The organism is Microcoleus sp. FACHB-831 (assembly GCF_014695585.1).
Classification (GTDB): Bacteria; Cyanobacteriota; Cyanobacteriia; order Cyanobacteriales; family FACHB-T130; genus FACHB-831.
Genome location: NZ_JACJON010000032.1, coordinates 15,879 through 39,586, shown reverse-complemented (window position 1 = coordinate 39,586; position 23,708 = coordinate 15,879). Strand labels below are relative to the sequence as shown.

24 protein-coding genes are annotated in these 23,708 nt (G+C 45.3%); 13 read left to right on the top strand and 11 right to left on the bottom strand.

What is annotated here, in order from left to right; translation table 11 throughout:
- Positions 1-171 precede the first annotated feature (171 nt).
- Positions 172-711 (bottom strand): C15 family peptidase, encoded by a 540-nt coding sequence (locus H6F77_RS06550; RefSeq protein ID WP_190486530.1) that lies wholly within the window; start codon positions 709-711, stop codon positions 172-174.
- 160 nt (positions 712-871) lie between these two features.
- On the opposite strand from H6F77_RS06550, the gene H6F77_RS28825 reads away from it, so the two are divergent.
- Complete coding sequence (locus H6F77_RS28825; RefSeq protein ID WP_190486527.1) at positions 872-979, top strand: transposase; 108 nt, start codon at positions 872-874, stop codon at positions 977-979.
- A gap of 174 nt (positions 980-1,153) precedes the next feature.
- Here H6F77_RS28825 and H6F77_RS06540 read toward each other — a convergent pair whose 3' ends face one another.
- Positions 1,154-1,339, bottom strand: coding sequence for a hypothetical protein (locus tag H6F77_RS06540; protein ID WP_190486647.1), 186 nt, complete (start codon positions 1,337-1,339; stop codon positions 1,154-1,156).
- Positions 1,340-2,018: 679 nt separating this feature from the next.
- Here H6F77_RS06540 and hisH point away from each other — a divergent pair.
- On the top strand, positions 2,019-2,654 hold the full coding sequence (gene hisH, locus H6F77_RS06535) for an imidazole glycerol phosphate synthase subunit HisH (RefSeq protein WP_190486525.1): 636 nt from the start codon (positions 2,019-2,021) through the stop codon (positions 2,652-2,654).
- 94 nt (positions 2,655-2,748) lie between these two features.
- The gene (gene rsmD, locus H6F77_RS06530) at positions 2,749-3,297 is read left to right on the top strand and encodes a 16S rRNA (guanine(966)-N(2))-methyltransferase RsmD (protein ID WP_190486523.1); all 549 of its coding nucleotides are present in this window, start codon (positions 2,749-2,751) and stop codon (positions 3,295-3,297) included.
- Between the two features lie 47 nt (positions 3,298-3,344).
- Here the strand turns inward: rsmD and petG are convergent, their stop codons facing one another.
- Positions 3,345-3,458: a cytochrome b6-f complex subunit V gene (gene petG / locus H6F77_RS06525; RefSeq protein WP_190486520.1), complete on the bottom strand. Its 114-nt coding sequence runs from the start codon at positions 3,456-3,458 to the stop codon at positions 3,345-3,347.
- Positions 3,459-3,809: 351 nt separating this feature from the next.
- On the opposite strand from petG, the gene H6F77_RS06520 reads away from it, so the two are divergent.
- Positions 3,810-4,184: a c-type cytochrome gene (locus tag H6F77_RS06520; RefSeq protein ID WP_190486518.1), complete on the top strand. Its 375-nt coding sequence runs from the start codon at positions 3,810-3,812 to the stop codon at positions 4,182-4,184.
- 44 nt (positions 4,185-4,228) lie between these two features.
- Here the strand turns inward: H6F77_RS06520 and H6F77_RS06515 are convergent, their stop codons facing one another.
- Positions 4,229-5,953, bottom strand: coding sequence for an ABC transporter ATP-binding protein (locus H6F77_RS06515; RefSeq protein ID WP_190486516.1), 1,725 nt, complete (start codon positions 5,951-5,953; stop codon positions 4,229-4,231).
- Positions 5,954-6,333: 380 nt separating this feature from the next.
- Here H6F77_RS06515 and H6F77_RS06510 point away from each other — a divergent pair, with 380 nt between their 5' ends.
- Complete coding sequence (locus H6F77_RS06510) at positions 6,334-6,957, top strand: VOC family protein (RefSeq protein ID WP_242021959.1); 624 nt, start codon at positions 6,334-6,336, stop codon at positions 6,955-6,957.
- Positions 6,958-7,047: 90 nt separating this feature from the next.
- Here the strand turns inward: H6F77_RS06510 and H6F77_RS06505 are convergent, their stop codons facing one another.
- Complete coding sequence (locus tag H6F77_RS06505; RefSeq protein ID WP_190486512.1) at positions 7,048-7,734, bottom strand: PspA/IM30 family protein; 687 nt, start codon at positions 7,732-7,734, stop codon at positions 7,048-7,050.
- A gap of 328 nt (positions 7,735-8,062) precedes the next feature.
- Here H6F77_RS06505 and H6F77_RS06500 point away from each other — a divergent pair, with 328 nt between their 5' ends.
- The gene (locus tag H6F77_RS06500) at positions 8,063-9,463 is read left to right on the top strand and encodes a WD40 repeat domain-containing protein (RefSeq protein WP_199321204.1); all 1,401 of its coding nucleotides are present in this window, start codon (positions 8,063-8,065) and stop codon (positions 9,461-9,463) included.
- 139 nt (positions 9,464-9,602) lie between these two features.
- Here the strand turns inward: H6F77_RS06500 and ahcY are convergent, their stop codons facing one another.
- On the bottom strand, positions 9,603-10,880 hold the full coding sequence (ahcY, locus tag H6F77_RS06495) for an adenosylhomocysteinase (protein WP_190486510.1): 1,278 nt from the start codon (positions 10,878-10,880) through the stop codon (positions 9,603-9,605).
- A 2-nt stretch (positions 10,881-10,882) separates the two neighbouring features.
- Here ahcY and H6F77_RS27805 point away from each other — a divergent pair, with 2 nt between their 5' ends.
- Both H6F77_RS27805 and H6F77_RS06485 read left to right on the top strand, forming a co-directional pair.
- The gene (locus H6F77_RS27805) at positions 10,883-11,404 is read left to right on the top strand and encodes a hypothetical protein (protein WP_242021957.1); all 522 of its coding nucleotides are present in this window, start codon (positions 10,883-10,885) and stop codon (positions 11,402-11,404) included.
- Between the two features lie 274 nt (positions 11,405-11,678).
- Positions 11,679-12,047, top strand: coding sequence for a hypothetical protein (locus tag H6F77_RS06485; protein WP_190486508.1), 369 nt, complete (start codon positions 11,679-11,681; stop codon positions 12,045-12,047).
- Between the two features lie 101 nt (positions 12,048-12,148).
- Here H6F77_RS06485 and H6F77_RS06480 read toward each other — a convergent pair whose 3' ends face one another.
- Positions 12,149-12,409 carry a hypothetical protein gene (locus H6F77_RS06480; RefSeq protein ID WP_190486505.1) on the bottom strand — a complete coding sequence of 87 codons (261 nt, stop codon included), beginning with the start codon at positions 12,407-12,409 and terminating at the stop codon, positions 12,149-12,151.
- A gap of 311 nt (positions 12,410-12,720) precedes the next feature.
- Here H6F77_RS06480 and H6F77_RS27800 point away from each other — a divergent pair, with 311 nt between their 5' ends.
- On the top strand, positions 12,721-15,165 hold the full coding sequence (locus H6F77_RS27800; RefSeq protein ID WP_242021955.1) for a tetratricopeptide repeat protein: 2,445 nt from the start codon (positions 12,721-12,723) through the stop codon (positions 15,163-15,165).
- Positions 15,166-15,602: 437 nt separating this feature from the next.
- Here the strand turns inward: H6F77_RS27800 and H6F77_RS06470 are convergent, their stop codons facing one another.
- The 4 genes from H6F77_RS06470 to H6F77_RS06455 all read right to left on the bottom strand — a co-directional run bounded on the left by H6F77_RS06470 (position 15,603) and on the right by H6F77_RS06455 (position 19,505).
- Positions 15,603-16,712 carry a tetratricopeptide repeat protein gene (locus H6F77_RS06470; RefSeq protein WP_190486503.1) on the bottom strand — a complete coding sequence of 370 codons (1,110 nt, stop codon included), beginning with the start codon at positions 16,710-16,712 and terminating at the stop codon, positions 15,603-15,605.
- 161 nt (positions 16,713-16,873) lie between these two features.
- Positions 16,874-17,653 carry a 3-methyl-2-oxobutanoate hydroxymethyltransferase gene (gene panB, locus H6F77_RS06465; RefSeq protein WP_190486501.1) on the bottom strand — a complete coding sequence of 260 codons (780 nt, stop codon included), beginning with the start codon at positions 17,651-17,653 and terminating at the stop codon, positions 16,874-16,876.
- A gap of 60 nt (positions 17,654-17,713) precedes the next feature.
- A complete protein-coding gene (locus H6F77_RS06460) occupies positions 17,714-18,259 on the bottom strand; it encodes a hypothetical protein (RefSeq protein WP_190486499.1) in 546 nt (181 codons plus the stop codon).
- A 133-nt stretch (positions 18,260-18,392) separates the two neighbouring features.
- Positions 18,393-19,505 (bottom strand): ligand-binding sensor domain-containing protein, encoded by a 1,113-nt coding sequence (locus H6F77_RS06455; RefSeq protein ID WP_190486497.1) that lies wholly within the window; start codon positions 19,503-19,505, stop codon positions 18,393-18,395.
- Between the two features lie 475 nt (positions 19,506-19,980).
- Between H6F77_RS06455 and H6F77_RS06450 the strand changes: the two genes are divergently transcribed.
- The 4 genes from H6F77_RS06450 (at position 19,981) to H6F77_RS06435 (ending at position 23,706) form a co-directional block, all read left to right on the top strand.
- Entirely contained in the window at positions 19,981-21,411 is a 1,431-nt protein-coding gene (locus H6F77_RS06450; protein ID WP_190486495.1) for a form I ribulose bisphosphate carboxylase large subunit, read from the top strand.
- A gap of 84 nt (positions 21,412-21,495) precedes the next feature.
- Positions 21,496-21,906 (top strand): RuBisCO chaperone RbcX, encoded by a 411-nt coding sequence (gene rcbX, locus H6F77_RS06445; RefSeq protein ID WP_190486493.1) that lies wholly within the window; start codon positions 21,496-21,498, stop codon positions 21,904-21,906.
- 47 nt (positions 21,907-21,953) lie between these two features.
- Positions 21,954-22,277: a ribulose bisphosphate carboxylase small subunit gene (locus tag H6F77_RS06440; protein ID WP_190486491.1), complete on the top strand. Its 324-nt coding sequence runs from the start codon at positions 21,954-21,956 to the stop codon at positions 22,275-22,277.
- Positions 22,278-22,404: 127 nt separating this feature from the next.
- Complete coding sequence (locus tag H6F77_RS06435) at positions 22,405-23,706, top strand: RuBisCO small subunit-like domain-containing protein (protein WP_190486489.1); 1,302 nt, start codon at positions 22,405-22,407, stop codon at positions 23,704-23,706.
- Positions 23,707-23,708: the final 2 nt, after the last annotated feature.

Below are 23,708 nucleotides of genomic sequence, written 5' to 3'. Positions count from 1 at the left end.
TTGGGATAAGAATTTAAAGCTCAAAACATGGCAGGGTGTTGAACCTGGGGATAGATAAAGTCTATCTTTACATGAGCGGCGATCGCCCTGCGAGAAAGTTATAGCAATTCTCAATTCTTTACTCTATATCTCTAGGGGCGCAAAGCTTTGTACTCCTAGAGATTTTGCTTGTTACTCAGAATGAGAACTGCTATAAGATTCTTGCCTCGTTACCATGTGCTGAATTATTAATAAAAAATCTGCGACAATTTCCGCCAAATTATCCTGGGTCATAATTGGAACGTGGACAAAGATACAGGGGCAATTTTTCTGCTGTTCTCTCAAGTATTTCAAAACTTGGTAATACAGACCTTCGCAAACAAATTTACCCGCATCGTGGCTAATACCAGTCCCAGTTAGCCCCCCTACTAATTGACCAAGATCTAAAGAGGTTTTAATTACTTCTTGACCGCAGCTTGCATTAGATTCCACTGTTAATGTTGTTCGACTTTCTGCCATACCGCAGCAGATAATCGCATCCGGTTGCACTTCGTCAATTTTTGCGATCGCGCTACTGCTTGCAAGCTGAACATCTACGGGCAGTTGCCTTAAATATATTAGTTCGTGCGATAAATCAAGCTTGGCGATTTCCATCAATAAATCATCAGATGAGTTAGACTTCTGATGCGGCATCCAGGTCTGAAAGGAAGTTAGCAGTATTTTTCTTTTCATTGCCCGATTTGTGTTTCTAGTTATGTTTTAATAGAGTGCTTATCTAATAAATAAATCGTCAATTAAATCATCCGCCGTCTATCTAGTGCAAGGCGCTCACAACGATTCCTAATCAAAGCATAGGGATTTACGAAGATTTCCGTAACCGACAATCAATGTTGTGATAGAGGCAATTCATAATCGAATTAACCTAATTAAACGGCAAGTTTATGGTATGGCGAATTTTAATAATTTCTGTAAGCGGCTGCTAGCTTCTTTCTCTAGTTAGCCAAAGTTATCACTTTGTTAACGCGAAAAACAAAAAATAACTTAAAAATTTGTTTATTTTAACTTAATTCAACGCTATATAAAGCATTTTCTCAATATGGCGAATGCTAATAACCCAACTTAAAAAGCTAGAGATATTAGCATTCATAAAAAATTTCGATAGCAATTCTAAATTTTATAAACTATTAGGTAGAGTTGGTACGGTAGTTACAGGAACGCTATCAATACTTTTATTGTTAGAGATTGAGGTTATAATTTGTTCCGTAAAATGTCCTCCTTCATAGTGGCTACCTTTTCCATGACTATTAGTACCGCCAGACCTGTGGCTCCCTCTTCTGTTAGCTGCTTCAGCAGATGTCATTATTGAAGATGAAATTAATAAAACAGCCAGAAAAACAATCAGGAGTTTTTGCAATAATCTCTGCATAGATTTTAGAAAGTTAAAGTTTGTAAGAACAATTAAACTGTAATATATGTTAGTTTTATACGTCTTCCGTAAATTTACGCATACTTATACAAAGCAGATGATAAGTCAGCAATTATACTGGTTTTGTTAGTTAAAAATTGCAAAATTTTAATTATACTAAATCATTAAAAATTGCTATAAAATAACGTGCTGTGTCATTCCATAGGTGGTGAAATAGTTTAGTGAAAAAGAAAACTATCGCGCTCAGAAACAAAATAAATTCCTTATAGAACAAAATCGATATACATAAACAAGGTTGTGAGAAATGCGTCTTTTTTCGCAAGTAACAAAGGTAGCAGTTAATGCGAGTAACTTGAGGTGTAAAGTGAAACACTTATTTTCAATCATAGTATTAATGTTCTTGTCGGTGGGATGCAGTAGAGAGAAAGAGCTAAAATGCAAATAACAAAATAAAGTTCATATTTTTAGAAAAAAGTATACCCAAAAATAAAGAAACACTCCTTGGAATACAATCTACCTGAAGGTGGAAAAGGGCATTTTTGAAGTTTTCAGAGAAAGAAGGTAGAGTGTACATAGGGGGAACCATACACCAACACAATAAAAGGGCACATTAATGTCAGTCATTGCAGTCATAGACTACGATTTGGGGAATCTGCACTCGGTTTGCAAAGGATTGGAGAAAGCTGGTGCAACCCCCAAAATTACCGATTCTCCAAAGGAAATAGAACAAGCGGATGGTGTTGTGTTACCGGGAGTTGGTTCATTTGACCCAGCCGTGCAACAATTGCGATCGCGCGGGCTAGCCGAACCGATTCATAGGGCTATTGACAGCGGGAAACCCTTCTTAGGTATCTGTCTGGGATTGCAAATTTTGTTCGATTCTAGTGAAGAAGGTAAAGAACCCGGATTGGGAATTGTCCCCGGTGTAGTGCGACGATTTTACCCAGAAACAGGATTAACGATTCCTCACATGGGCTGGAATCAACTCGAATTCGCCCAACCAGATGCCCCGTTGTGGCAAAATCTATCCAACCAGTCTTGGGCTTATTTCGTCCATTCCTACTATGTTGACCCTGTTGACCCCAAAGTACGGGCGGCGACAGTGACGCACGGTAGTCAAACTGTAACAGCAGCGATCGCGCATCGCAACCTGATGGCCGTCCAGTTCCACCCCGAAAAATCTTCCACCGCCGGACTGCAAATTCTCTCCAACTTTGTCTCTCTAGTGAAGACTCCAGCACTAGCCTAGAAGATGCAACTTTGTAAAAACCGCAGATAAACTCAAATATAGGTACATAGGTAGCTTTTATCTGCGGTTTACATTAAATTAATCTCTAAATTAAATGCCCATAAGAATTTACGGCAATCGCTTGCTAAAAACTATACCCGGTCTAGACACCCGACCGACACCAGCCATCGTGCGCGAAGCCGTTTTCAACATTTGGCAAGGTACGATTGCAGACTGTCGCTGGTTGGATTTGTGTACGGGTAGCGGTTCGATGGGCGCTGAGGCTTTATGTAGGGGTGCAGCCTTGGTAGTGGGAATCGAACAATGGGCGAAAGCTTGCGAGATTATTCAACAAAATTGGGAACAAGTAGCACAGGAAAATCAAAAATTTGAGGTAGTGCGCGGGGATGTGGTGAAACGGTTAAAAAGCTTGGAGGGGCAGCAATTTGACCGCATTTACTTCGATCCTCCCTATGCTAGTAAATTATATCAACCAGTGTTAGAGGCGATCGCTCAATATAACCTACTTAGTGCTGATGGTGAGATGGCAGTAGAACACAGTCCCAACAAGTGGACTATTGCACCCATTCCCACTCTGGAAATCTGCCGCGAGAAATACTATGGCAATACAGCCCTAACATTTTATTGTCAGGCTAACAACTGACGCCTACAAAATTTTAAGCAGGTGGGCATTGCCCACCCTACTAGACTCTACAGCCCTAGCTGATTTCCGCGCTTGTACTGCTGGTAAGCAGCGAAAAATAACCCAGCAAGGGTGATTGTGATTAAGCCAATAACAATGCCTGAAAGCAGCGGTTCTACCACGTAAGTTCTCCTGTGTTAAAGTTTATTGCCTGTTTTTCATACTACAAGCTTCTGCGTTGGCTGGTCGAGTACCAATGCCTAAGTTTCAATCCCCTCTCGCCCGCGCAAGGCTAACCGCTTGGGGATTCAACTACAGACAGCCCTGGCGATAAGAATAATTGTTATTCCCTAGCCCCCAAATTTAATTGGTGTTAAGAACTCTTGCCTCGACTGTCTATAAATCTTAAGCTATGTTTATTAATCTAAATGTGGAGCGATACCCAGTCCCTGCAATGCTACGGCTATTCGATGGGTTTTTCTCTGGATTGATAAAAAAATCTTTTTGTAAATCCTCACTTTAACAGGAGACCTTTGGATAACCAGCTCGTCAAATCTGAAATTTTACTACAGCGCGTGGGCGTGATGGCGCTGGCTGTCGTGCTGGCCATACTCATGGGTGTCGTGAGTTTTCACCTATTGCGAGCCTCCGATCCTTATATACACAGTGTTTTGTCTGTGGCTGGCGACCCGGTGCGCGGACAAGCCATGTTTGAAATGAACTGCGCTGGATGTCACGGCTTGCAGGCGCAAGGTAGAGTGGGGCCAAGTTTGGGCAATATCTCCAGGCGAAAATCTCGCGTGAACATAATCAATCAAGTGATTGGTGGTAAGACGCCGCCAATGCCACAATTTCAGCCCTCTTCGCAAGAAATGGCCGACCTTCTTAGTTATTTAGAAAAGCTGTAATGAGTTTTGAGTTTAATTTCTCATACTTCCTCTGTCCCCAGCCCTTAACTAAACTGCTGTGCATAGAAACGGGCATAGCGATCGCCCTTATCTAACAACTCTTCATGCGTCCCGGCTTCCACTATTTGCCCCCCTTCCATCACAAAAATTCGGTCGGCGCGGCGGACGGTAGCGAGGCGGTGGGCTATAACAAATACGGTACGCCCTTCGACGATCCGTTCTAAGGCTTCTTGTACTAAGGCTTCCGATTCTGAATCTAGGGCAGAAGTTGCTTCGTCGAGGATGAGGATTCTAGGGTTGAGGAGGACAGCACGCGCGATCGCTATCCTTTGTCTCTGTCCCCCCGATAAATTAACGCCCCTCTCTCCCACCCAAGTATGATAGCCCTGAGTAAACTGGCTAATAAACTGGTGGGCGTTGGCAACTTTAGCCGCCGCTTCAACAGCTTCTAAATCAAAATTTGCTTGTCCAAAAGCGATATTTTGAGCGATCGTTCCAGAAAATAGCATCGTGTCTTGCGGCACAATCCCAATCTGTCGCCGCAAACTCCGCAGCGTCACATTCTGAATATCAACGCCGTCAATTAAAATCTTTCCATCTTGCGTGTCATAAAAGCGGGGTAGCAAATTAACCAAAGTAGTTTTACCCGCACCCGATGCCCCAACCAAGGCTATCTTTTCTCCCGGAAGCGCCAGAAAACTCAAATTTTGTAATACAGGTTGAGTGCTATCGTAGGCAAAGCTGACATTGCAATATTCCACCTTGCCAGTGACAACGGGAAGAACCTCTGCATCAGGCTTTTCGACAACAGTTGGCTGAATTGCCACCAGTTCAAAAATCCGGTCAACAGATGCCTGACCTTGTTTAAACTCGTTGTAATTGCTAGTTATATGGGCGATGGGGTCAATTAACAGTCCTGCACCTGCAATGTAACTAACAAATCCCGCCCCAGTCAGGTTGCCCTTGGAAATTTGCCAGCCACCCAGAAATAGCAGCAGCAACACGCTGATCGCATACATAAATCCCACTACGGGGAACTGAATCGCCTTCAACCGTTCCGTCGCATACTTGGCTTGACGGTTTTGTTCAGCTTCCTCGGCAAAGCGGGCAATTTCATACTCCTCAGCTGCGAAAGCTTGTACTAGGCGAATTCCACTGAATACTTCTGTCATCAAAGCGGATAAGTTGGATACGCGATTTTGGCTGCGGCGCGAAAACTTCAGCATCTCTTCGCCAAACCAGCCAATTAAAATACCCATGAGGGGCGCAACTAAAAATGTTGCTAGTGTTAGCTGCCAGTTGAGATAAATCATGTAGCCCAGGACGACTATCAACTGCAACACGCAGGGGATAAAGTCGTGGAAGACTTTATTTATGACTTCGCCAATGCGATCGATATCTTCGGTAAGACGGTAAGTTAGATCGCCTGTCTGTGCAGTTTCAAAATAGCTAAGGTTGAGCCGCTGTAAGTGGGAGTAGACTTGTTTTCGCAAATCAAACGCAACTGCGATCGCTGCTTTCGCCATCAGCGAATCCTGACCAAACTGCATGATTTTCTGGACTAGAAAAACCAACGCCAGCACTCCAGCTATTTTGGCAAGTGCAGCTATATCGCCCTGTCCGATAAAATTAGCGATTTGCCCAGCCAGTATGGCCTGTATCGGCCAGAAGACCGTGAAACCCAACGTGCAAGCAAATGCCTGGGAGATGGTTTTCCAGTGCGGGCGGATGTAGGGGAGTAGTTGCCAGTAACTAGAGCGGTTTTTCAAGTCGCGATGTCCAAAATAATCTTATTGCTTTGTCTGACGCTACCAGTTTTCAAGTGTTTCTGAGTATAGAACCTCTCCGGATAAGTCCTCTAAAGCCCCCCTCGTTCCCATGCTCCGCTTGGGAATGTGGGGGTTGGAGGATCTCTGGCTAAGTCCTGCGGGTAATTAACCTCTGCCAACTGGTTTCGCCTTGCCATTGAATATGCCAGCAGCAAAGCTTAATCATTCAGTAAAATCTAGCTTACACTGTTTTTGTAAAGTTTTATGTACAATTTATAAAGACGGGTTTCTCATGTAAAGACAAATCCCTTTTCTTTGCCCCTCCACCACAAGAAATCCTATTTATAAAAAATATGGCCACAGCACAGATAAATAATTTTTTGGACTCTACCTTAGAGTCACCTTTTTATGAAAAAGATGGACTGCTGGAATTCAAAGAAGGATTTACTGCTCCTGAATTATTCTCTAAATGGTCTTTTGTTACCAAGTTATATGGTGAGAAGGTCTTTATAGATCACTGTGTACTAACATTCCCTAACCACAAGAGTCTGGAAAACTACGCCTCAGCTTTGGGTTGTTATGGAAACAAAATAGTTGAAGGGCCAGGACTTTTTCCTATAGATTTTTGCCCTAATGGATACAATATTAAAACCGATTTATGGATATATTTACTAACAATGCTGATGCCAGCGGGCGGGCTGGTGGTTCTGGATGCACCCCACGCCCCAGGCGATCAAAAAGACCGTTTTATACAACAAAGGGGACTGGCTGGCGTCCACCATGTTGCAATTCGCGTTGAGGATGTGCCTGCCGCTGCATTAGTTTGGCAGAAAAAAGGTTTTCGACCTTTATCTTTGGAACCGCTGGATGGGGATTCGCTATGTCAGTGGTTTCTGCAAAACTCGGCAGGACAAATTATAGAGTTGATAAGCCGTAGCCCTGACAATAACGCAACTTTTTACTGTCAGAATATAGGCGGGCTTCGCTGTTCGGAATTGTCTTGATAAGCGCTATGCAAAAGATTAAGGCGGTGATAATGAAGAGAGCGATCGCCTTAATCGAAGACCGTAACCAAAATTAGGTGAAATAAGCAGTTAGTATTGATTTAGCTTATTTTTTACACCTCTAAATTCTGTATCGACGCATAAAGAAATTACATTTGTTTGAGGCTTGGGAGAATTAGAAAGTAGGTGATTTTTCCTAGCAGTAAATTCATTAGGTACATTGCTGCCAGCCTCAAGATAAGCAATTAGCGTGTCTATAGCGGTATTACTTATCAGAGGAGTTGCTTGGCAAGAATCTCCTGCCAACAAAGTTTGTACTTGTGCTAAAGCAGCTGAGTTTTCTTTTAGTAGCTTGGCAATTGCTGCCTGCTGCTGGAGAAGTTGAACGTTCATAGCTTCCATAGTTCGTTCAAGTTCGCGCAATTTAGTTTGCAAATTAATAGCAGGTAAATTGCTAGGCAATTCACAATATGTTTGTATGTGCGTAGTATGAAATTCACCAAATTTAGGTTGGGCTAAATTTAGCTTATGTTGAAGAATTGCTAATGTATATGTTTGCTCTTCTAACACAGCTTTGAGATTGCCTGCTTTGGTTGCACAGACGTGCTTGCGAAATTCGGCCTGACGAATGGACTCTTCACAGCCTTCCTTTAAAGCAAGTTGATGCCTAATTTCCCATTGTTGTGCTTCAGCTTGAGCTTTTTCGTAATAGCTTTGAGCAATTGTTTGAGCCTCTATATTTGCAGCAACGGCGGCTCGCAGTTGAGTATAGTCCATAAGTCAGCAGTTTTCTTACCATGAATGCATTCCCTAATTTAAGTATTCCCAAAATTAGGCCAATTATCACAAAAATAAATAATTTGCCAAAAGTATCTCCACCAAAGCCAGGTTGGGGTAGCAGTGCGATCGCAGCGTGTAAAATAAACAGATTTGTGGTGTTTCCTGCTAGTTCTAGCTATTTACTACATCACAAGCGGGCAGACGCAAGTCTGTATTGTCTGTGGGTATACTCAAAGTAGTTAATTTCTCCAGACACTTTGCCTTTTTACCTTCAGGAGTGACATCCTAGAAGAAAATCCTTTGCGAAGCCTCTTGGGTTGCATCTGTGGCTCACTGTCCTATTTGTCAAACCGAATACACCGAAGGGGAAATCAATGGCTGCATTACCTGCGGCTGGGATTTCACCCAAATTTCCAAATTTCTCGATTGCGTGCCTGACGCCTTAATACAAAACGAACAAGTCAAACTGACTTGGGCAAGAGGCTTGTGGTCAAAAATGCAGTTGAGCGCAAAACTAGATGAACTGGAAGCGCGTCTTCAGCACGAGACGAACGAGAGATTGCATCTACAGTCTGTGCGATCGCCCGAATTAGCAGCACCATTAACCTTGGGAGTGCGCTTAGCTGAACTCAGAGTGCGATTGCATCAGGCTTTGGCCGAAAAATCCCAACTTCAAGCAGATCTGGCTAGAGCTACGGCGCAAATTAACACTGATGGTCTAGACTTGTTAATTCAAGCGCTAGCAGACGAATCAGAACAAGTGCAGCGCGTAGCTTATCACTTATTGAGCCAAAGCGCCTTACCAAAGGCGAAAGAAGCAATACAGCGATTCCACTCCTACCGACTGTTTACCTGCAAACACAACATCAGGAAACATTCAGAAGCCGTCAGATCCGTCGTTATTAGCCCTGATGGCCATAATCTCGTCAGCGGTAGTAATGACAAGACCATCAAAGTCTGGAATATTGCTACTGGCGAACTGTTAAAAACCATTGACGGGCATTCTGGTTCTGTCACTTCTGTCGCCATCAGCCCAGATGGTGAGACTCTAGCAAGTGGCAGCGGCGACAAAACCATCAAGATATGGAATTTCAAGACTGGAGAGCTACTCAACACCTTAGCAGGGCATACAGGCTGGGTTCATTGCGTTGCCATAAGTCCCAACGGGCACACTCTAGCGAGTGGTAGTTCCGACAGAACAATCAAGCTGTGGAACTTGAGCAATGGAGAGTTGCTCAACTCCTTTAGCGGTCATGCTGGTGAAGTGAAGGCGATCGCTATCAGCCCCGATGGTCGCACTCTTGCGAGTGCTAGCAACGACCGCACGATTAAGATTCGAGACCTCGATAGCAAAGAACTCCTGCACACGCTGACGGAAAACTCCGTCGCCATCCGTTCTGTCGCTATCAGCCCTGATAATCACACCCTCGTTAGCGGCAGTAATGATAACACCATAAAAATCTGGGATCTAGATAAAGGAGAACTGCTGCATACTCTCTCGGATCATGCAGGCGCAGTTAGTTCGGTCGCCATCAGCCCCGATGGAATGATTTTATACAGTGCCAGCGATGACAACACGATTAAGATTTGGCATCTGGTGACGGGAAAACTACTCCGCACCTTGACGGGGCATAGCAGCTACGTTCTTTCTCTCGCCCTCAGCCACGATGGTCAAACTCTTGTTAGCGGCAGCCTTGGCGAAGCTATTAAGATTTGGGCTGTATAAAGATGGTTAATTGTTCATTGGTTAGCGGCGATCGCTAGTTTAAAAATATGGATTATGAAGGTTGATTATGCAATCTTGCACTTCATAATCCATACTTTTAGCTAATAGCTTCTAAATTTAGCACAAGCAAGGGAAATGATTAAGTTCCGGAAGTCCAAGAGTTGATGTACTCAACTTGGTCGGAAGTCAGCGAATCAATCTTAATTCCCATTGCCTCCAACTTCAGCCGCGCAATTTCCTTGTCAACCTCAACAGGAATTGAGTGCAAGCCTGGTTCCAGCTTGCCCTTATTCTTAACTAAATATTCGCAAGCTAAAGCCTGGTTGGCAAAGCTCATATCCATCACCGCGCTGGGATGTCCTTCAGCAGCAGCAAGGTTAATCAATCGGCCTTCACCCAGCACGATAACTGATTTGCCATTCTTAAGGCGATATTCCTGCGTGAAGTTCCGCGCCTGCTTAACTTCTGTTGCTTTAGCACCCAGCGACTTGAGATCGATTTCAATGTCGAAGTGACCGGAGTTGCAAACCATCGCCCCATCTTTCATAGCGTCGAAGTGTTCGGCGCGAATGACGTGCTTGTTGCCAGTAACGGTGATAAACAAATCACCTTGAGATGCGGCTTCTGCCATAGGCATTACGCGGAAGCCGTCCATTACCGCTTCGATGGCTTTGGTTGGGTCGATTTCCGTCACAATTACGTTAGCACCCATTCCGCGTGCCCGCATTGCAGTTCCTTTGCCACACCAGCCGTAACCAGCGACAACGATGGTTTTACCAGCTAGCAAAACGTTAGTGGCGCGGATAATGCCATCGAGGGTTGATTGTCCGGTACCGTAGCGGTTGTCGAAGAAGTGCTTCGTGTCGGCGTCGTTGACATTGATGGCGGGGAAAGTGAGAACACCATCTTTGAACATGGCGCGGAGGCGAACAATTCCCGTTGTGGTTTCTTCCGTTGTGCCAATGAGATCGGCAATTTGATTCTGCCGTTCTTGAATCAGCGTTGCGACTACATCGCTACCATCATCGATGATGATGTTTGGTTTGTGATCGAGGGCAATTTGTACGTGACGATTATAAGTTTCAGCGTCTTCGCCTTTCAGGGCGAAAACGGGGATTCCATGATCCGCAACGAGGCTGGCAGCAACATCATCTTGCGTTGAGAGGGGGTTGCTGGCAATTAGGAGGGCGTCTGCACCAGCAGCTTTGAGGGCGATCGCCAAATGAGCCGTTTCTGTTGTTACGTGGCAGCAGGCGACCAAACGGATGCCATCTAGCGGCTTTTCTTGGGCAAAGCGATCGCGAATTTGCCGCAGCACGGGCATTTCCCGACCCGCCCATTCTATGCGTTGTCTGCCTTGGGGGGCGAGGGACAGGTCTTTAACTTCGTGCTTGGCGGTCGTTGGAGTTGCAATCATGTATGTCTTCAAAAAAATTACACTGGCAGTCTCCACTAGATTACCAAATCGCACGAGATGAGGATGGGTTGTCCGGCGTCCGATGTCCGAAGTTCGGAGTCCGGAGTCCGGAGTCCGGAGTCTGGGAGAGTGAGAGATTCCACTCAAAACCCATTCCCAAAATCTCCCCATTTTTAGTACGCTTGTACTATAATAAAAGGGTAGGCGAATCAACTCAGCAACCGTCTCAACCCCCGATGGAGTCAAGTTTTCACCCCATGAACAAGCACTACATTCTCCAACTCAATCCCAATGCGAGCCACGATTGGGATCGCTGCACGTTACGAGACGCCCTCACAGGTGGACGCCCTGACTTGGCTCGGTTGATCGCCGAAGCTGTAGGAGAGCAGGCTGGTTCATATCTAGTTGCTGTTAATATTGAAGTCCAAGTTTTGCAACAGGCTCCAGTTCTTCAGCCTGAGCGAGTTACCCTCGATGTTCCAGTTGTTGCTCCCGCACCCCAATTAAAAGAATTAGTTGCTTAATAGCCTCTAATTTACCCGCAGGGTGAAAGTCTTTTGCTCTTAAACACATCTACGCAATAAAACAGGGATGCAGGGGGTTTTTCTCCCCCAATCCCATCTACTATGAAAGCCTTTCCGGTCGGTAAGGCTATATTACCCAGCAACAACCTGCAATGTTTGAGGCATATGTGGGTAATAGTAAGGGCTATAAGCCATATGGCTCAAAGGCAAAGCCCGCTCTGACCTATGCACAGAATTTTTTACAACGAGTATTCTTGTAGTCGTGAAGATTGCTATGAAACTGAATCAATATCCTGCGGCGATCGCTCTTGCTGCTCAACGAGTCAATGAGATAGATTCTCAGATTGCTTCTATCCACTTATTAATTAATCGCTTGGAAGGTAATGCTGACAAAATAGCAGCTTTTGAGGTAGATCTGAAAAATGAAAATCAACGCAAGGCGCGTCGGTTTGACGTGCTTGCCACCAACATCGAATATCAGCGATCGCTCGATTCGCTTATCCAGCTAAACTCTGAAAAGGCTAATGCTGTTGTTCACCTAGAATATATGCGTAACCAGTTCAGCGTTGCCAAGTTGGAAGCACGGCTATCGCTCGTCCAACAACTCAATGATTTTGAAACTCGTGAATTAGTTGGTTTGTAATAACAGCCTAATAGTTGCACCAACTATAGCAATTCTATTTGAGCTGTAAAATATCAGCTCCTCAGATGCCCGACTTCTTGGAGAAGTCGGGCATCTTCGCTTTACAGGCGATCGCTTTTTGACTGATTATCTGCTTCCTTATAATGATTTTCGTCTTCTTGCTGCTCAGGTAGATCTTTCATGGATGATTTGAGTAAAACCCAATCCAGATATAGTACGAGAATACTGAGCTTCAGGGATTTGAGCCGTTGCTTGAGGTTGCGATCGCTCAGAACCCGCTTCCACAAGCTTTCCAGTAGCAGCGCTAGAACAACCTCACCAGACTTTTGCAGAAGTAGCAGCAGAATAGCGTTGATTAGCATCGGTGTAACCTCAATTTCTTGACTACACCTACTGTCGCAATTGGGTTTTAGAGGCTTCTCTAAAATTGATGCTAAAATCCTCCAAAACTATCCTGAGATAACTCTGAGTTGTCAGAGATAGCTCTAAATTTGGGCTATATCCGCCTACTACTAAGGCTTTTCTGGTTAGACTGGCTATCAGGTGATAGGGATAACAGTTGATGCTGCCGCATGAGTTTTTGAGTCAGATAGCTGATCGTTATAGGCTTTCCTCAGAGCAAACGGATGTTTTCCTGCGAAAGTTTGGCAGTGATCAGAGCAACAAAGAGATTATGGTTGCTTGCCATATCACTGAACCGACACTGAATTATCGCATGGGAAAGGTTTACGAAAAGTTCAGTATCGCTGGCAGTGGCACGGGAAAAGCTGCCAAGTTGCTGAGTTTTTTAACTAATGAGTATCAGAAATCTAAACATTCAAGCGTTCCCTCCTCCGGCGCTTCAGAGGATGAGTTGGAGGAAACAACACTTAAAAAGCGGGTGGTTGTCCATGAGGCAATCCCTGTTGTACCCGTTTGGCAGGGGCGAGATAAACTGCTGGAAGAATTGCTGGCAAGATTGCTGGAACCGGAGAATCGGCTGAAGGTATTGGCATTGGTTGGGCAAGGGGGTATTGGCAAAACGAGTTTAGTGGTTAAACTCTTGGAAGCGTTGGGCGTTAATGTAGCTGGAAAATCCTTCGTTGAGAAGGGAAGAACCCCCCTAACTCCCCTTGTTAAGGGAACAACCCCCCTAACCCCCCTTGTTAAGGGGGGAAGTTTAGAAGAGTGTCCTTATGAGTGCGTGATGTACTTCAAGGCGCAGAAGGGGAGCAGTTTTGATGATGTGGCGGAGTTTTTGTTAAGGGATGGATTGGGGATTGAGACAGCAGAACCGTTGAAGGATGCGAGTGAGAAGATTGCGAAAATTATTGAGGGGTTAGAAAAAACGCCCTGTCTTTTGGTGTTGGATAACCTGGAATCGATTTTGCACCCAGCTAAGGGTGCTGATGATGCAGGCGAGATGTCTGCACCAAAAGCCCATCGAGCCATTTCAGCGGATTGGGGTAAGTTACTAAATGCTTTAGTGTATCAGCAGCATCGCTCTCAGACGATTTTGACGAGTCGGGAAGTGCCAGCAGATTTGGCGGATATGCGCTATGAGGGGGCTGAACCGGATTCAGAGTTGGTGTGGATTGAGACGCTGAGGGGTGTGGAGAATGAGGCAGGGGTTGAGATTTTGCGACAGCGCCAGTTGAAAGATACTCAGGCAGATTTGCTGTGGGTGTCTGAACGGGTAGAGGGTCATGTATTTTTATTAACTCAATTGGCGGCTGTTGGGAAGGGGAAACCTGGGCATCTCCGCAAGCATCCGGAATTGGTGACGAAAAAGGCTGAACCGATTTTAAGGGAACAGTTGGCAAGGCAGAGTGAAGCGGCGCGAGATTTACTTTGCCGGATGTGTGTGTTGCGGGTGGGGATTGATATTCGAGGATTAACGTTTTTGCGATTATATAGGGATGATGAAGAAGAATTTGGTCGCTTTTCGATGGCAGCAGAAATGGAAGAACCTGCTGAATTAATGGATGAAGAAATTAATGAAACTGAAGCGATTTTAGAGCGATTAGCCGATAGTAGTTTGGTGCAGTGTCGCTACGATGAGGAGAAGTGTGAGATCTTTTATGGCTTGCATCGGGTGATTGTGGAGTTTCTGCAAGCAGAGTATAAAGACGAGCTGCCCAATCTCCTCAAAAGTGTTTATCAGTTTTATTGCACTGGCAAAAACGTCGAAAATGCTAAGACGTTAGAGGATTTGCGTCCAGTTCTGGAAGCTCAACATTTTGCTTTTCAGTTGGGTAACTACAGCGAAGCATTTAGCTTACTGAACTGGAGTATAGAAGATTACCTCAAACCTTGGGGAAACTGGAGTTTACTGAAAGATTTGTATGAACAGATTTTACCTCATGTTGACGATGATAAACGTCCGTACTGTCTCAGAGCTATAGGCTGTATTCATCGTGATTGTGGCAATTGGAATGAAGCAGAAAACTATTTTCAAGACGCTTTATCTTTGTCCCAAGAGCAAGACAGTAAGAGTGGTATTGCTACTTCACTAGGATTGTTGGGAGATATTGAGAACTGTCGAGGCAACTGGGATGAGGCAGAGCGCCTGTATCGCCAATGTTTGCAACTAAGGACTCAATTAGGCGATCGCTCTGGCATGGCAACAAGTTGGGGACACTTGGGAGATATCGAGCGCCATCGGGGTAACTTGGATGAGGCACAGCGCCTGTATCGCAAATATTTGGAATTAATGACTCAATTAGGCGATTGCTCTGGCATGGCAACAAGTTGGGGAGTGTTGGGAGATATCGAGAACTGTCGAGGCAACTGGGATGAGGCAGAGCGCCTGTATCGCCGATGTTTGGAAATAGAGACTCAATTAGGCGATCGCTCTGGCATGGCAACCTCAATTGGTTGTCTTGGAGAAATTGAAATGCTTAGAGGTAATCTAGAAGCAGCAGAACCGTTTATAAAAGATGCTTTGGCAACGTTGCAAGAATTGGGACATACTCAGAAAGTTGCTGACGCTTACTATGACTTGGCAAGGCTTGAGCGTCGGCGCAACAACACAGAACTTGCCCAACAGCATTACAACACAGCCCATCAAATCTTTCAGCAATTGGGAGCAGCTAAGGATTTAGAAAGAATTGAGCAAGAGTGGGAGCAGAATTTTTAAAGTAAAAAGGTAAAAGTAAAAAATGCCTTACAGACTTTTACCTTCTACCTTCACAATAGCAACAGTTATCGTTCTTTTGTCACATTTAGCAGAGTAAAATTTCAAACCCTTATACTAACTAGACATAATTAAACTAAACATCTGAAGTAGGTTGGGGAGCCACTCGCGTGCGGTGCTTCCCCCCGTTGAGCGACGTGGCGTTTGAGGAACGAAACCCAACATTGATATGGGGTTAATGGGGTCTGCTTACGCTCGCTGCATCCTACAAATAATTAGATTTATCTATTTAGTCCGCGTAGGCGGACGCGGGTTTGTATAGCCCCACTTCAGTCGCCAAGTATTTTTACAAAAGTGGGATGCTCTCTTTAGTTTTAAAATTCAAAGTGGGACGATGGCGAATTAAATATACTAATTCCTATAATTAAAAAAATCGATTGCTACTGCATCTCTTGTCGTAGGTGCTGGAGTTCGTTACCAACTCTGCAAGCTATATCATTTTGGGTGAAGAGGAATTCTATAAGCTTGGGAGATTGGCTATGTTTGATATACTCAAGTGCTTGGACATAGTACCCCGGTTCCTTAGCGGCGAGTTCCAAAGCAACTTCCAATAAGCTTGCATATACCGGATGCCATTCCTCAGCTAATGTTTTTTTCAAATTCTTACCTAAAAAAAGCGGACGGCGAAGCGATTCTATCGTTTCAATAGTAGTAGCAAAAGCAAGGTAAGCATTGTGCAACTGTCCGGCTTCTTGATAAGTAATGCCAAGGTTAAATTTAGTTTCCGCATGGTTTTGAGGAAATTTTTCGCGGTTATCTTCCAGCAATGCAGACAAGTAGTAGCTAATGGCTGCTTCTAAATTATTCGCTCGTTCTCCTCGGATGCGATCGCGGTAAGCATTGCCCAGATTGTTTTGCAGGCTAGCCCATTTTGCCGGGAAGCGATCGCGGGTAAAAACTTTTTCAACAATTAAATAACCCGCGATCGCTATCTCTAAATTAATAGCCCTGTCGCCGTGTGGAAAATTGGCAATTAACTTGCTGAAACTGTTAATATCTCCCGCAAGTTCATACGCTGTCTCTCGATCTACTTCCGCTATTGTAGAAATTGCCCAAGTTTGCAACACCTGAACAAATTTATCATCCAATTTGTTTAAGTTAGCTTGCAACAGAGGATAAACTACTTCGACGTTGCCGTCGCTTTCTTGGGTTTTCTGTAAAAGATTGATTAAAAAATAGAGATAGGCTTGCGAAAGTCTATTCTCTGGCAATGCAGAGGTTCTACCCTCTTCCTGGGACACCCCTGTTTGATTTGTTTGAGGTGAATTACCTATCGCCGCGGCAAGTTGTGCAGCAATATTTCGCAACCAATCGGCGGCATTGCGATCGCCCCGTTCGACCAAAATAGTTGCTACTCCTTCCATTGTCTCTACCAAGCCAACGTCAATCAAGTCTTGGTTGGCGTTTAAAATCTCCACTGCTTGACCTTTGGCGCAAGTCAGAAGGGAGTTGATTAGCTTGATATAGGCTTTGAGGCGATCTTCGTTCATAAACCTATGCGTCTATCAGAAGGTAGATTTATTATCACCTAAAGCATAAGCCTGATACCCGGATCTGACTATGAGATTTGGCTAATTAGGGGGGATGCGATCGCCGTCTGAACCAGTATCTTAAATTTGCCCCAGTTAACAAATTTTAATTAGCTTATGTTCTAAGCTTCTGGAAAACGGCGCTCTCGTACCTCAACACTATAATCCTGCACTGCCTGGGAAATTACTTGGCGCAAATTTATATAAGATTTTGCAAAGGGGGGTTGTTTTTCGGAAAGACCCAGCAGATCGGCTGTAACAAGTACCTGACCATCACAGTGCAATCCTGCACCAATACCAATTGTCGGAATTGTCAATTTTTCGGTAATTCGCGACGCCAAAGTATCTGGTATATGCTCCAATAGGAGGGCAAAAGCACCCGCTTGTTCAAGCGCGATCGCCTCTTGTAAAATCTTCTCCCCTGCTTCCTCCGTTTTACCCTGCTGGCGATAACCAAGCTGATGCACCGATTGCGGCGTTAAACCCACATGACCCATTACTGGAATACCAGCTAATGTCACGCGATTGACGGTTTCTACCATTGCTGGATATCCCCCCTCTAACTTTACGGCCTGTGCGCCAGTTTCTTTTAATACTCTTCCGGCTGAGTGTATTGCTTGTTGCGGACTTTCCTGATAGCTCAAAAATGGCAAGTCAACTAATAGTAATGCCCGTTTAACTCCACGCCGCACAGCTTTGGCATGATGCACTACTTCATCTAAACTAATTGGCAGGGTAGTTTCATAACCTAGCGCTACCATAGCAAGGGAATCTCCTACCAGGATTAAATCTACTCCAGCGGTATCTAAAAGCTGCGCGATCGCATAATCCCAAGCTGTCAGCGCCACAATCGGACGCTTCTGTTGTTTCCACTGGATTAATTGCCCGGTTGTGACTGCCATACTTTTCTCCTTTGAAGTTGCCAGAAGCCGATTTATTGCGTCTGATAACTTTTAAATACTTTAACTTTTAGGTTTAAGCGATCGCACAAATTTGATGAAGCTTTTAGTTTCCCTTTCGCCTTGTATGTCTAAGACAGGAATGGTGAGAACATCCGCAGGCGAATTTGAAACCTTAATTGCCATCGGTACTTTTCTACCTAATCCGTATGTTTTTACTGCCCATTCGACAACGCTGCAACGCAATCTAACCTGTCCCTTGCTGAGTCTGCCACTGTCTGCTGCGTAGTTCCATATCATCACGTTTTCAACGCCCCTCGTATAGATTGAGGTGCAGTGATAGTTATGAGTCAAAGCAATCATCCGCGCAATGTGGACATCGGAGAGAGTCATGCGATCGCCATAGGCAGAAACGGCAGTGTTGCTATCGGGAACCTCGAAGTATGCACGGCGCGGTTTAGTACTGCCTGTATAAGTATCTAGCCTAATCGCGTTTACTGCAATGTCTCCTGTAGCATACGTTTTAGCATCAGCCTTTTTACTAATTGCTAGGCTCGTAGTTAGAGCGATCGCGCAAATTCCAATTGTCCCAACAACTTTTTTCAGCATGAAAGCGTCAACCTCTTACAACTAAGACTTGTTTTAGCCGGGTGACTAGAAGCCATCCTGTAAGAGACTTCAACTTGTTTCTGAATAATTACGCAAAAATACGGATTGACAATTTTACTTTCAAGGTGGCGGTTTAATAGTCCGCTGGTCTTTCTCTGATAAATGCCAAATGCGGTTTCACAACCCCAGTGGTTAAACTTACCCAGGCTAATCCTTCACTGGTTCCCACCCATAATTTATTGCCAACGTCAGTCGCCAGAGACATAATCCGACTTGAGGGCAAACCAGAAATCTGACCGAGAAGATCGCCTGTCGAGGGATTGATTTTCACCAAGCCGTTATCCGTACCCACCCAAACGCTACCATCTTTAGCAAAGCGCACAGATGTAACGTTACGCTCTTGCAATGCGGTAATAGAACGCATTACTTGACGAGTGTTTGGGTCAATGACAAGCAAGCTGTTGGGGGTTCCGGCCCAAAGCATACCTTGATTATCAGTAGCAAGGGCTTGAACTACTGTGCCTGGTACGCTGCTGATGCGATGGCGGATTAAGGCGCTGGCTGTATCCACTTGTACCAGACCTTCTAGCGTTCCAACCCACAGTTGACCTTTTTGGTCTAGGGTAAGGGCGTTGGCGCTTACACCTGGTAGATCTTGTAGGGTTGTCATCAATAATCCCTGGTCGGGGCTGATGAGGGAAAGGCCGCGATCGCTCCCCACCCATAGATAACCCCGCTTGTCTATCAACAGCGACAACACGCGATTAGACGGTAAAGCGATATTTTGCGCCGTTACTTCATTGCTGCGGGGGTCTACTCGCAACAGACCCTCGTATGTCCCTACCCAAATCCGTCCCACTTTGTCTTGACTTAACGCACCAAGGGTGTAGTTGGGTAGATTAATGCGGGCTACAACTCTTCCAGTATTGGGGTTAATCCGAGATAGCCCCTGCCACGAACCAACCCAGAGATCCCCTGAATAATCCGCTTGCAATGAACTGATGCGAAAATCAGCTTTTGTTGGTGTGGCTTCTTGTCTTGCGCGTTCTGCTGGCAACGGGTCTTTTCTGGGCGGCGGTGGGTTAGGTGCGTAAAATGGAGAATTGTCGTTGGTTGTTTGAGCCAAGACTCGTCCGTCATTGCCCAATCCCTCTGTGTTGGAGATTTTTCCACCTATTGGCAAAGCTGCCAACCCTAGCAGCGCTGTAGTGATAAATAATCCTATACGCACGTTAATAAGTTTCATGTAACAAGAGAGCGAGAGGGGGCAAGGGGGAGAGTGGAAAGAGGGGGATAGGCAGGGAAAGTCGGAAAATTAATGCTAATTACCAATTTCCCTTCCTAATTCCCCATTCTCCATTCCTTAAATATATTTAATTTTGCCATTTTAAAGGCTGGTAGATTTGTTACGCGCTGGCGATATGTTGTGAGCGATCGCTGCAATTAAAACAACAAGTTGTTACAAAATTTTACTTTATTTGTGAACATAAGACAGAGTTATACAAATATTTAAAAAATGCGATCTCTAAAATAGTGTTTAAAGGTAGTGCAGTTGTTATAGACTGATTTAACAGCCAACCAAACAGGTTGCGGGGTTAAAAAAAACCAACGGAGACGGGGAAACTTAGAATAGCTTCTTAGCCCCAAAAAAAAGCACTGGCCATCGACAGAGGCTATAGCTAATCCGTGGCAAAGTTCAGTAATTGCTCAGGAAGGAATACATGTCTTACTCACAAACCAAAACTCAGTCTAAAACTGGGTATCAAGCCGGGGTAAAAGATTATCGCCTCACTTATTACACGCCTGATTACACACCTAAAGATACAGATATTCTGGCCGCCTTCCGCGTAACGCCTCAGCCTGGAGTACCGCCCGAAGAAGCGGGTGCTGCTGTGGCTGCTGAGTCTTCCACAGGTACATGGACAACTGTGTGGACAGACCTGCTGACCGACCTAGACCGTTACAAAGGCCGTTGCTACGACATCGAGCCAGTTCCCGGCGAAGATAACCAGTATATTTGCTACGTTGCCTATCCTCTAGATTTGTTCGAGGAAGGTTCTGTCACAAACATGCTTACCTCGATCGTAGGTAACGTGTTTGGATTCAAAGCTTTGCGTGCCCTGCGCTTGGAAGACTTGCGGATTCCTGTCGCTTACCTGAAGACCTTCCAAGGCCCTCCTCACGGTATCACCGTTGAGCGCGACAAATTGAACAAGTACGGTCGTCCTCTGTTGGGTTGTACGATTAAGCCCAAGTTGGGCTTGTCTGCTAAGAACTACGGTCGTGCAGTATACGAATGTCTGCGCGGCGGTTTGGACTTCACCAAAGACGACGAAAACATCAACTCACAGCCATTCATGCGCTGGCGCGATCGCTTCCTGTTCGTTCAAGAAGCCATCGAGAAAGCTCAAGCTGAAACAGGTGAAATCAAGGGCCACTACCTGAACGTTACTGCCCCGACCTGCGAAGAAATGATGGAGCGTGCTGAGTTCGCTAAAGAACTTAAAACACCAATCATCATGCACGACTACCTGACTGGTGGCTTCACAGCTAACACCACATTGGCTAAGTGGTGCCGCCGCAACGGTATCCTGCTGCACATCCACCGCGCTATGCACGCAGTTATCGACCGTCAGAAGAATCATGGTATCCACTTCCGCGTGTTGGCTAAGTGCTTGCGGATGTCTGGTGGCGACCACCTGCACTCTGGAACCGTCGTCGGTAAACTAGAAGGCGAAAAAGGCATCACCATGGGCTTCGTCGATTTGATGCGCGAAGACTATGTTGAACAAGACCGCGCACGCGGTATCTTCTTCACCCAAGACTGGGCTTCCATGCCTGGTGTAATGCCAGTTGCTTCCGGTGGTATCCACGTATGGCACATGCCAGCACTGGTAGAAATCTTCGGCGATGATTCCTGCTTGCAGTTCGGTGGTGGTACTCTGGGACACCCCTGGGGTAACGCTCCTGGCGCAACTGCAAACCGCGTCGCTTTGGAAGCTTGTATCCAAGCTCGTAACGAAGGCCGCAACCTCATGCGCGAAGGTGGCGACGTTATCCGCGAAGCTTGCAAGTGGAGTCCTGAGTTGGCCACTGCCTGCGAACTGTGGAAGGAAATCAAGTTCGAGTTCGAGGCAATGGACACCCTGTAGGCAAAGTTAGGAGTTAGGAGTTATAAGTAGTTAATTCAAAACTCTTAACTCCTAACTACTAATTATCTAAGGCTGGGGTCAAGCATGGATCTTAAACAAGTTGCGAAAGACACCACCAAGGTGCTGAACAGCTACCTGACCTATCAAGCCTTGCGGATTGTTCTTGCTCAGTTGAGCGAAACAAATCCTCCCTTAGCACTCTGGCTGCATAGCTTTTCTGGAAACAACAGCGTTCAAGATGGAGAAGCTTTTCTGCAAGCGTTACTGCGGGAAAAACAAGAGCTGGCAATTCGGATAATGACCGTGAGAGAACACATGGCGGAGGAAGTCTTAGACTTCTTACCGGAGATGGTTCTCGCCAGCATTCAGCAAGGCAATATGGAACATCGGCGGCAGCATCTGGAGAAAATGACGCACCTCACTGTCGGCGAACCCAGCCCCCATCCTGTACAGCAACCGGATTCTGAGCCTAATCAAGATAATATTTCTGGTTAGCCGCTCCACCTGACAACATTTATACAAGGAAGACTTTCCCTTACGCTATGAAAACTCTACCAAAAGAGCGTCGCTACGAAACCCTTTCATACTTGCCACCCCTCAGCGATAGCCAGATTAACAAGCAAGTGCAGTACATTCTGGATCAGGGCTACATCCCCGCTGTAGAATTCAGCGAAAGCTCCGCACCAGAAATGCACTATTGGACTCTGTGGAAGCTTCCTTTGTTCAACGCTGGAACTCCTACCGAAGTACTCAATGAAGTAAAAGCTTGCCGTTCTGAGTATTCCAACTCCTACATCCGGGTCGTGGGTTTCGATAACGTGAAGCAGTGCCAAGTTCTCAGCTTCATCGTTCACAAGCCACGCTAGTTTTATTAGCGTAGACTCGTTAACTGAAACTATTTAAAAATAGGAGAGGTAGATTACTCTACCTCTCTTATTTCATTGGTGGGAAAATCAACCTACAAGCAATTCGAGCAATTCAACATAACAGACTATGAGCTATTACATTTCTCCCCGCTTTCTAGATAAACTCGCAGTTCATATCACCAAAAATTACTTAGATCTCCCTGGTGTAAGAGTCCCTCTACTTCTGGGAGTTCATGGGCGCAAAGGTGAGGGAAAATCTTTTCAATGCGAGTTAGTATTTGAGAAAATGGGCATCGAAGCTGTCCATATGTCTGCTGGCGAATTAGAAAGTCCTGATGCTGGAGATCCAGCGCGATTAATTCGGTTGCGCTATCGGGAAGCTGCTGAGTTTATCAAGGTGCGCGGCAAAATGTGCGTGCTGATGATCAACGACTTAGATGCTGGCGCTGGGCGTATGGATAAAGGCACTCAATATACTGTAAATACTCAGATGGTTAACGGCACTCTGATGAATATTGCCGATAACCCTACAGATGTGCAACTTCCCGGCAGTTATGACTCAACGCCTCTACATCGCGTGCCAATTATTGTTACTGGGAATGACTTATCGACCCTATACGCACCGTTGATTCGCGATGGTAGGATGGACAAGTTTTTCTGGGAACCCAATCGAGAGGAGAAGATTGGAATTGTTAAGGGGATTTTCTCAGAAGATAATCTTCCTAGCAGCGATATTGAACAACTTGTTGATAAATTCCCCAATCAAGCAGTTGATTTCTTTAGCGCCCTGCGATCGCGCATCTATGACGAACAAATTCGTCAGTTCATCCACGACATAGGCTTTGAGCGCGTTTCTGTTCGCGTAGTCAACAGTGTTGATGGCCCGCCCGAATTCCCCAAGCCTAATTTCAAACTGCCTCGCTTAATCGAATTTGGCAACGTGATGAGGCAAGAACAGCAGCGCGTTGAGGACATGAAACTATCACAAGAATACAATCACTCGTCGCAATTTGGCGATGTTGGTGGTAGAGATTCTGCGAGGGTTACATCTATACCCCAAGAAAGCTATAAGGCTGTTACTCGGAATGAGTTGGCGAATGAACCGACTAAATCTCATAACCCAGACAAGGTTAAGGGTTCTGGTAGTAGTAACGGTCATGCAAAACTAAGTTCAGAAGTTTTGGAACATGTGGAAAATCTACTGAGTGGGGGTTATAACATTGGTATCGAGTATGTAGATCGGCGACGATTTCGGACTAATTCTTGGAAAAGTTGTCCAACTATTTCGGACACCGATCGCAGACAAGCGATCGCGGCTGTGGAAAGTTGTCTCGCAGAACACTCTGGCGATTATATCCGCTTGATTGGTATCGACCCCAAAGCCAAACGACGGGTTATGGAGAAGATTATCCAGCGCCCGGATGTGTAAGG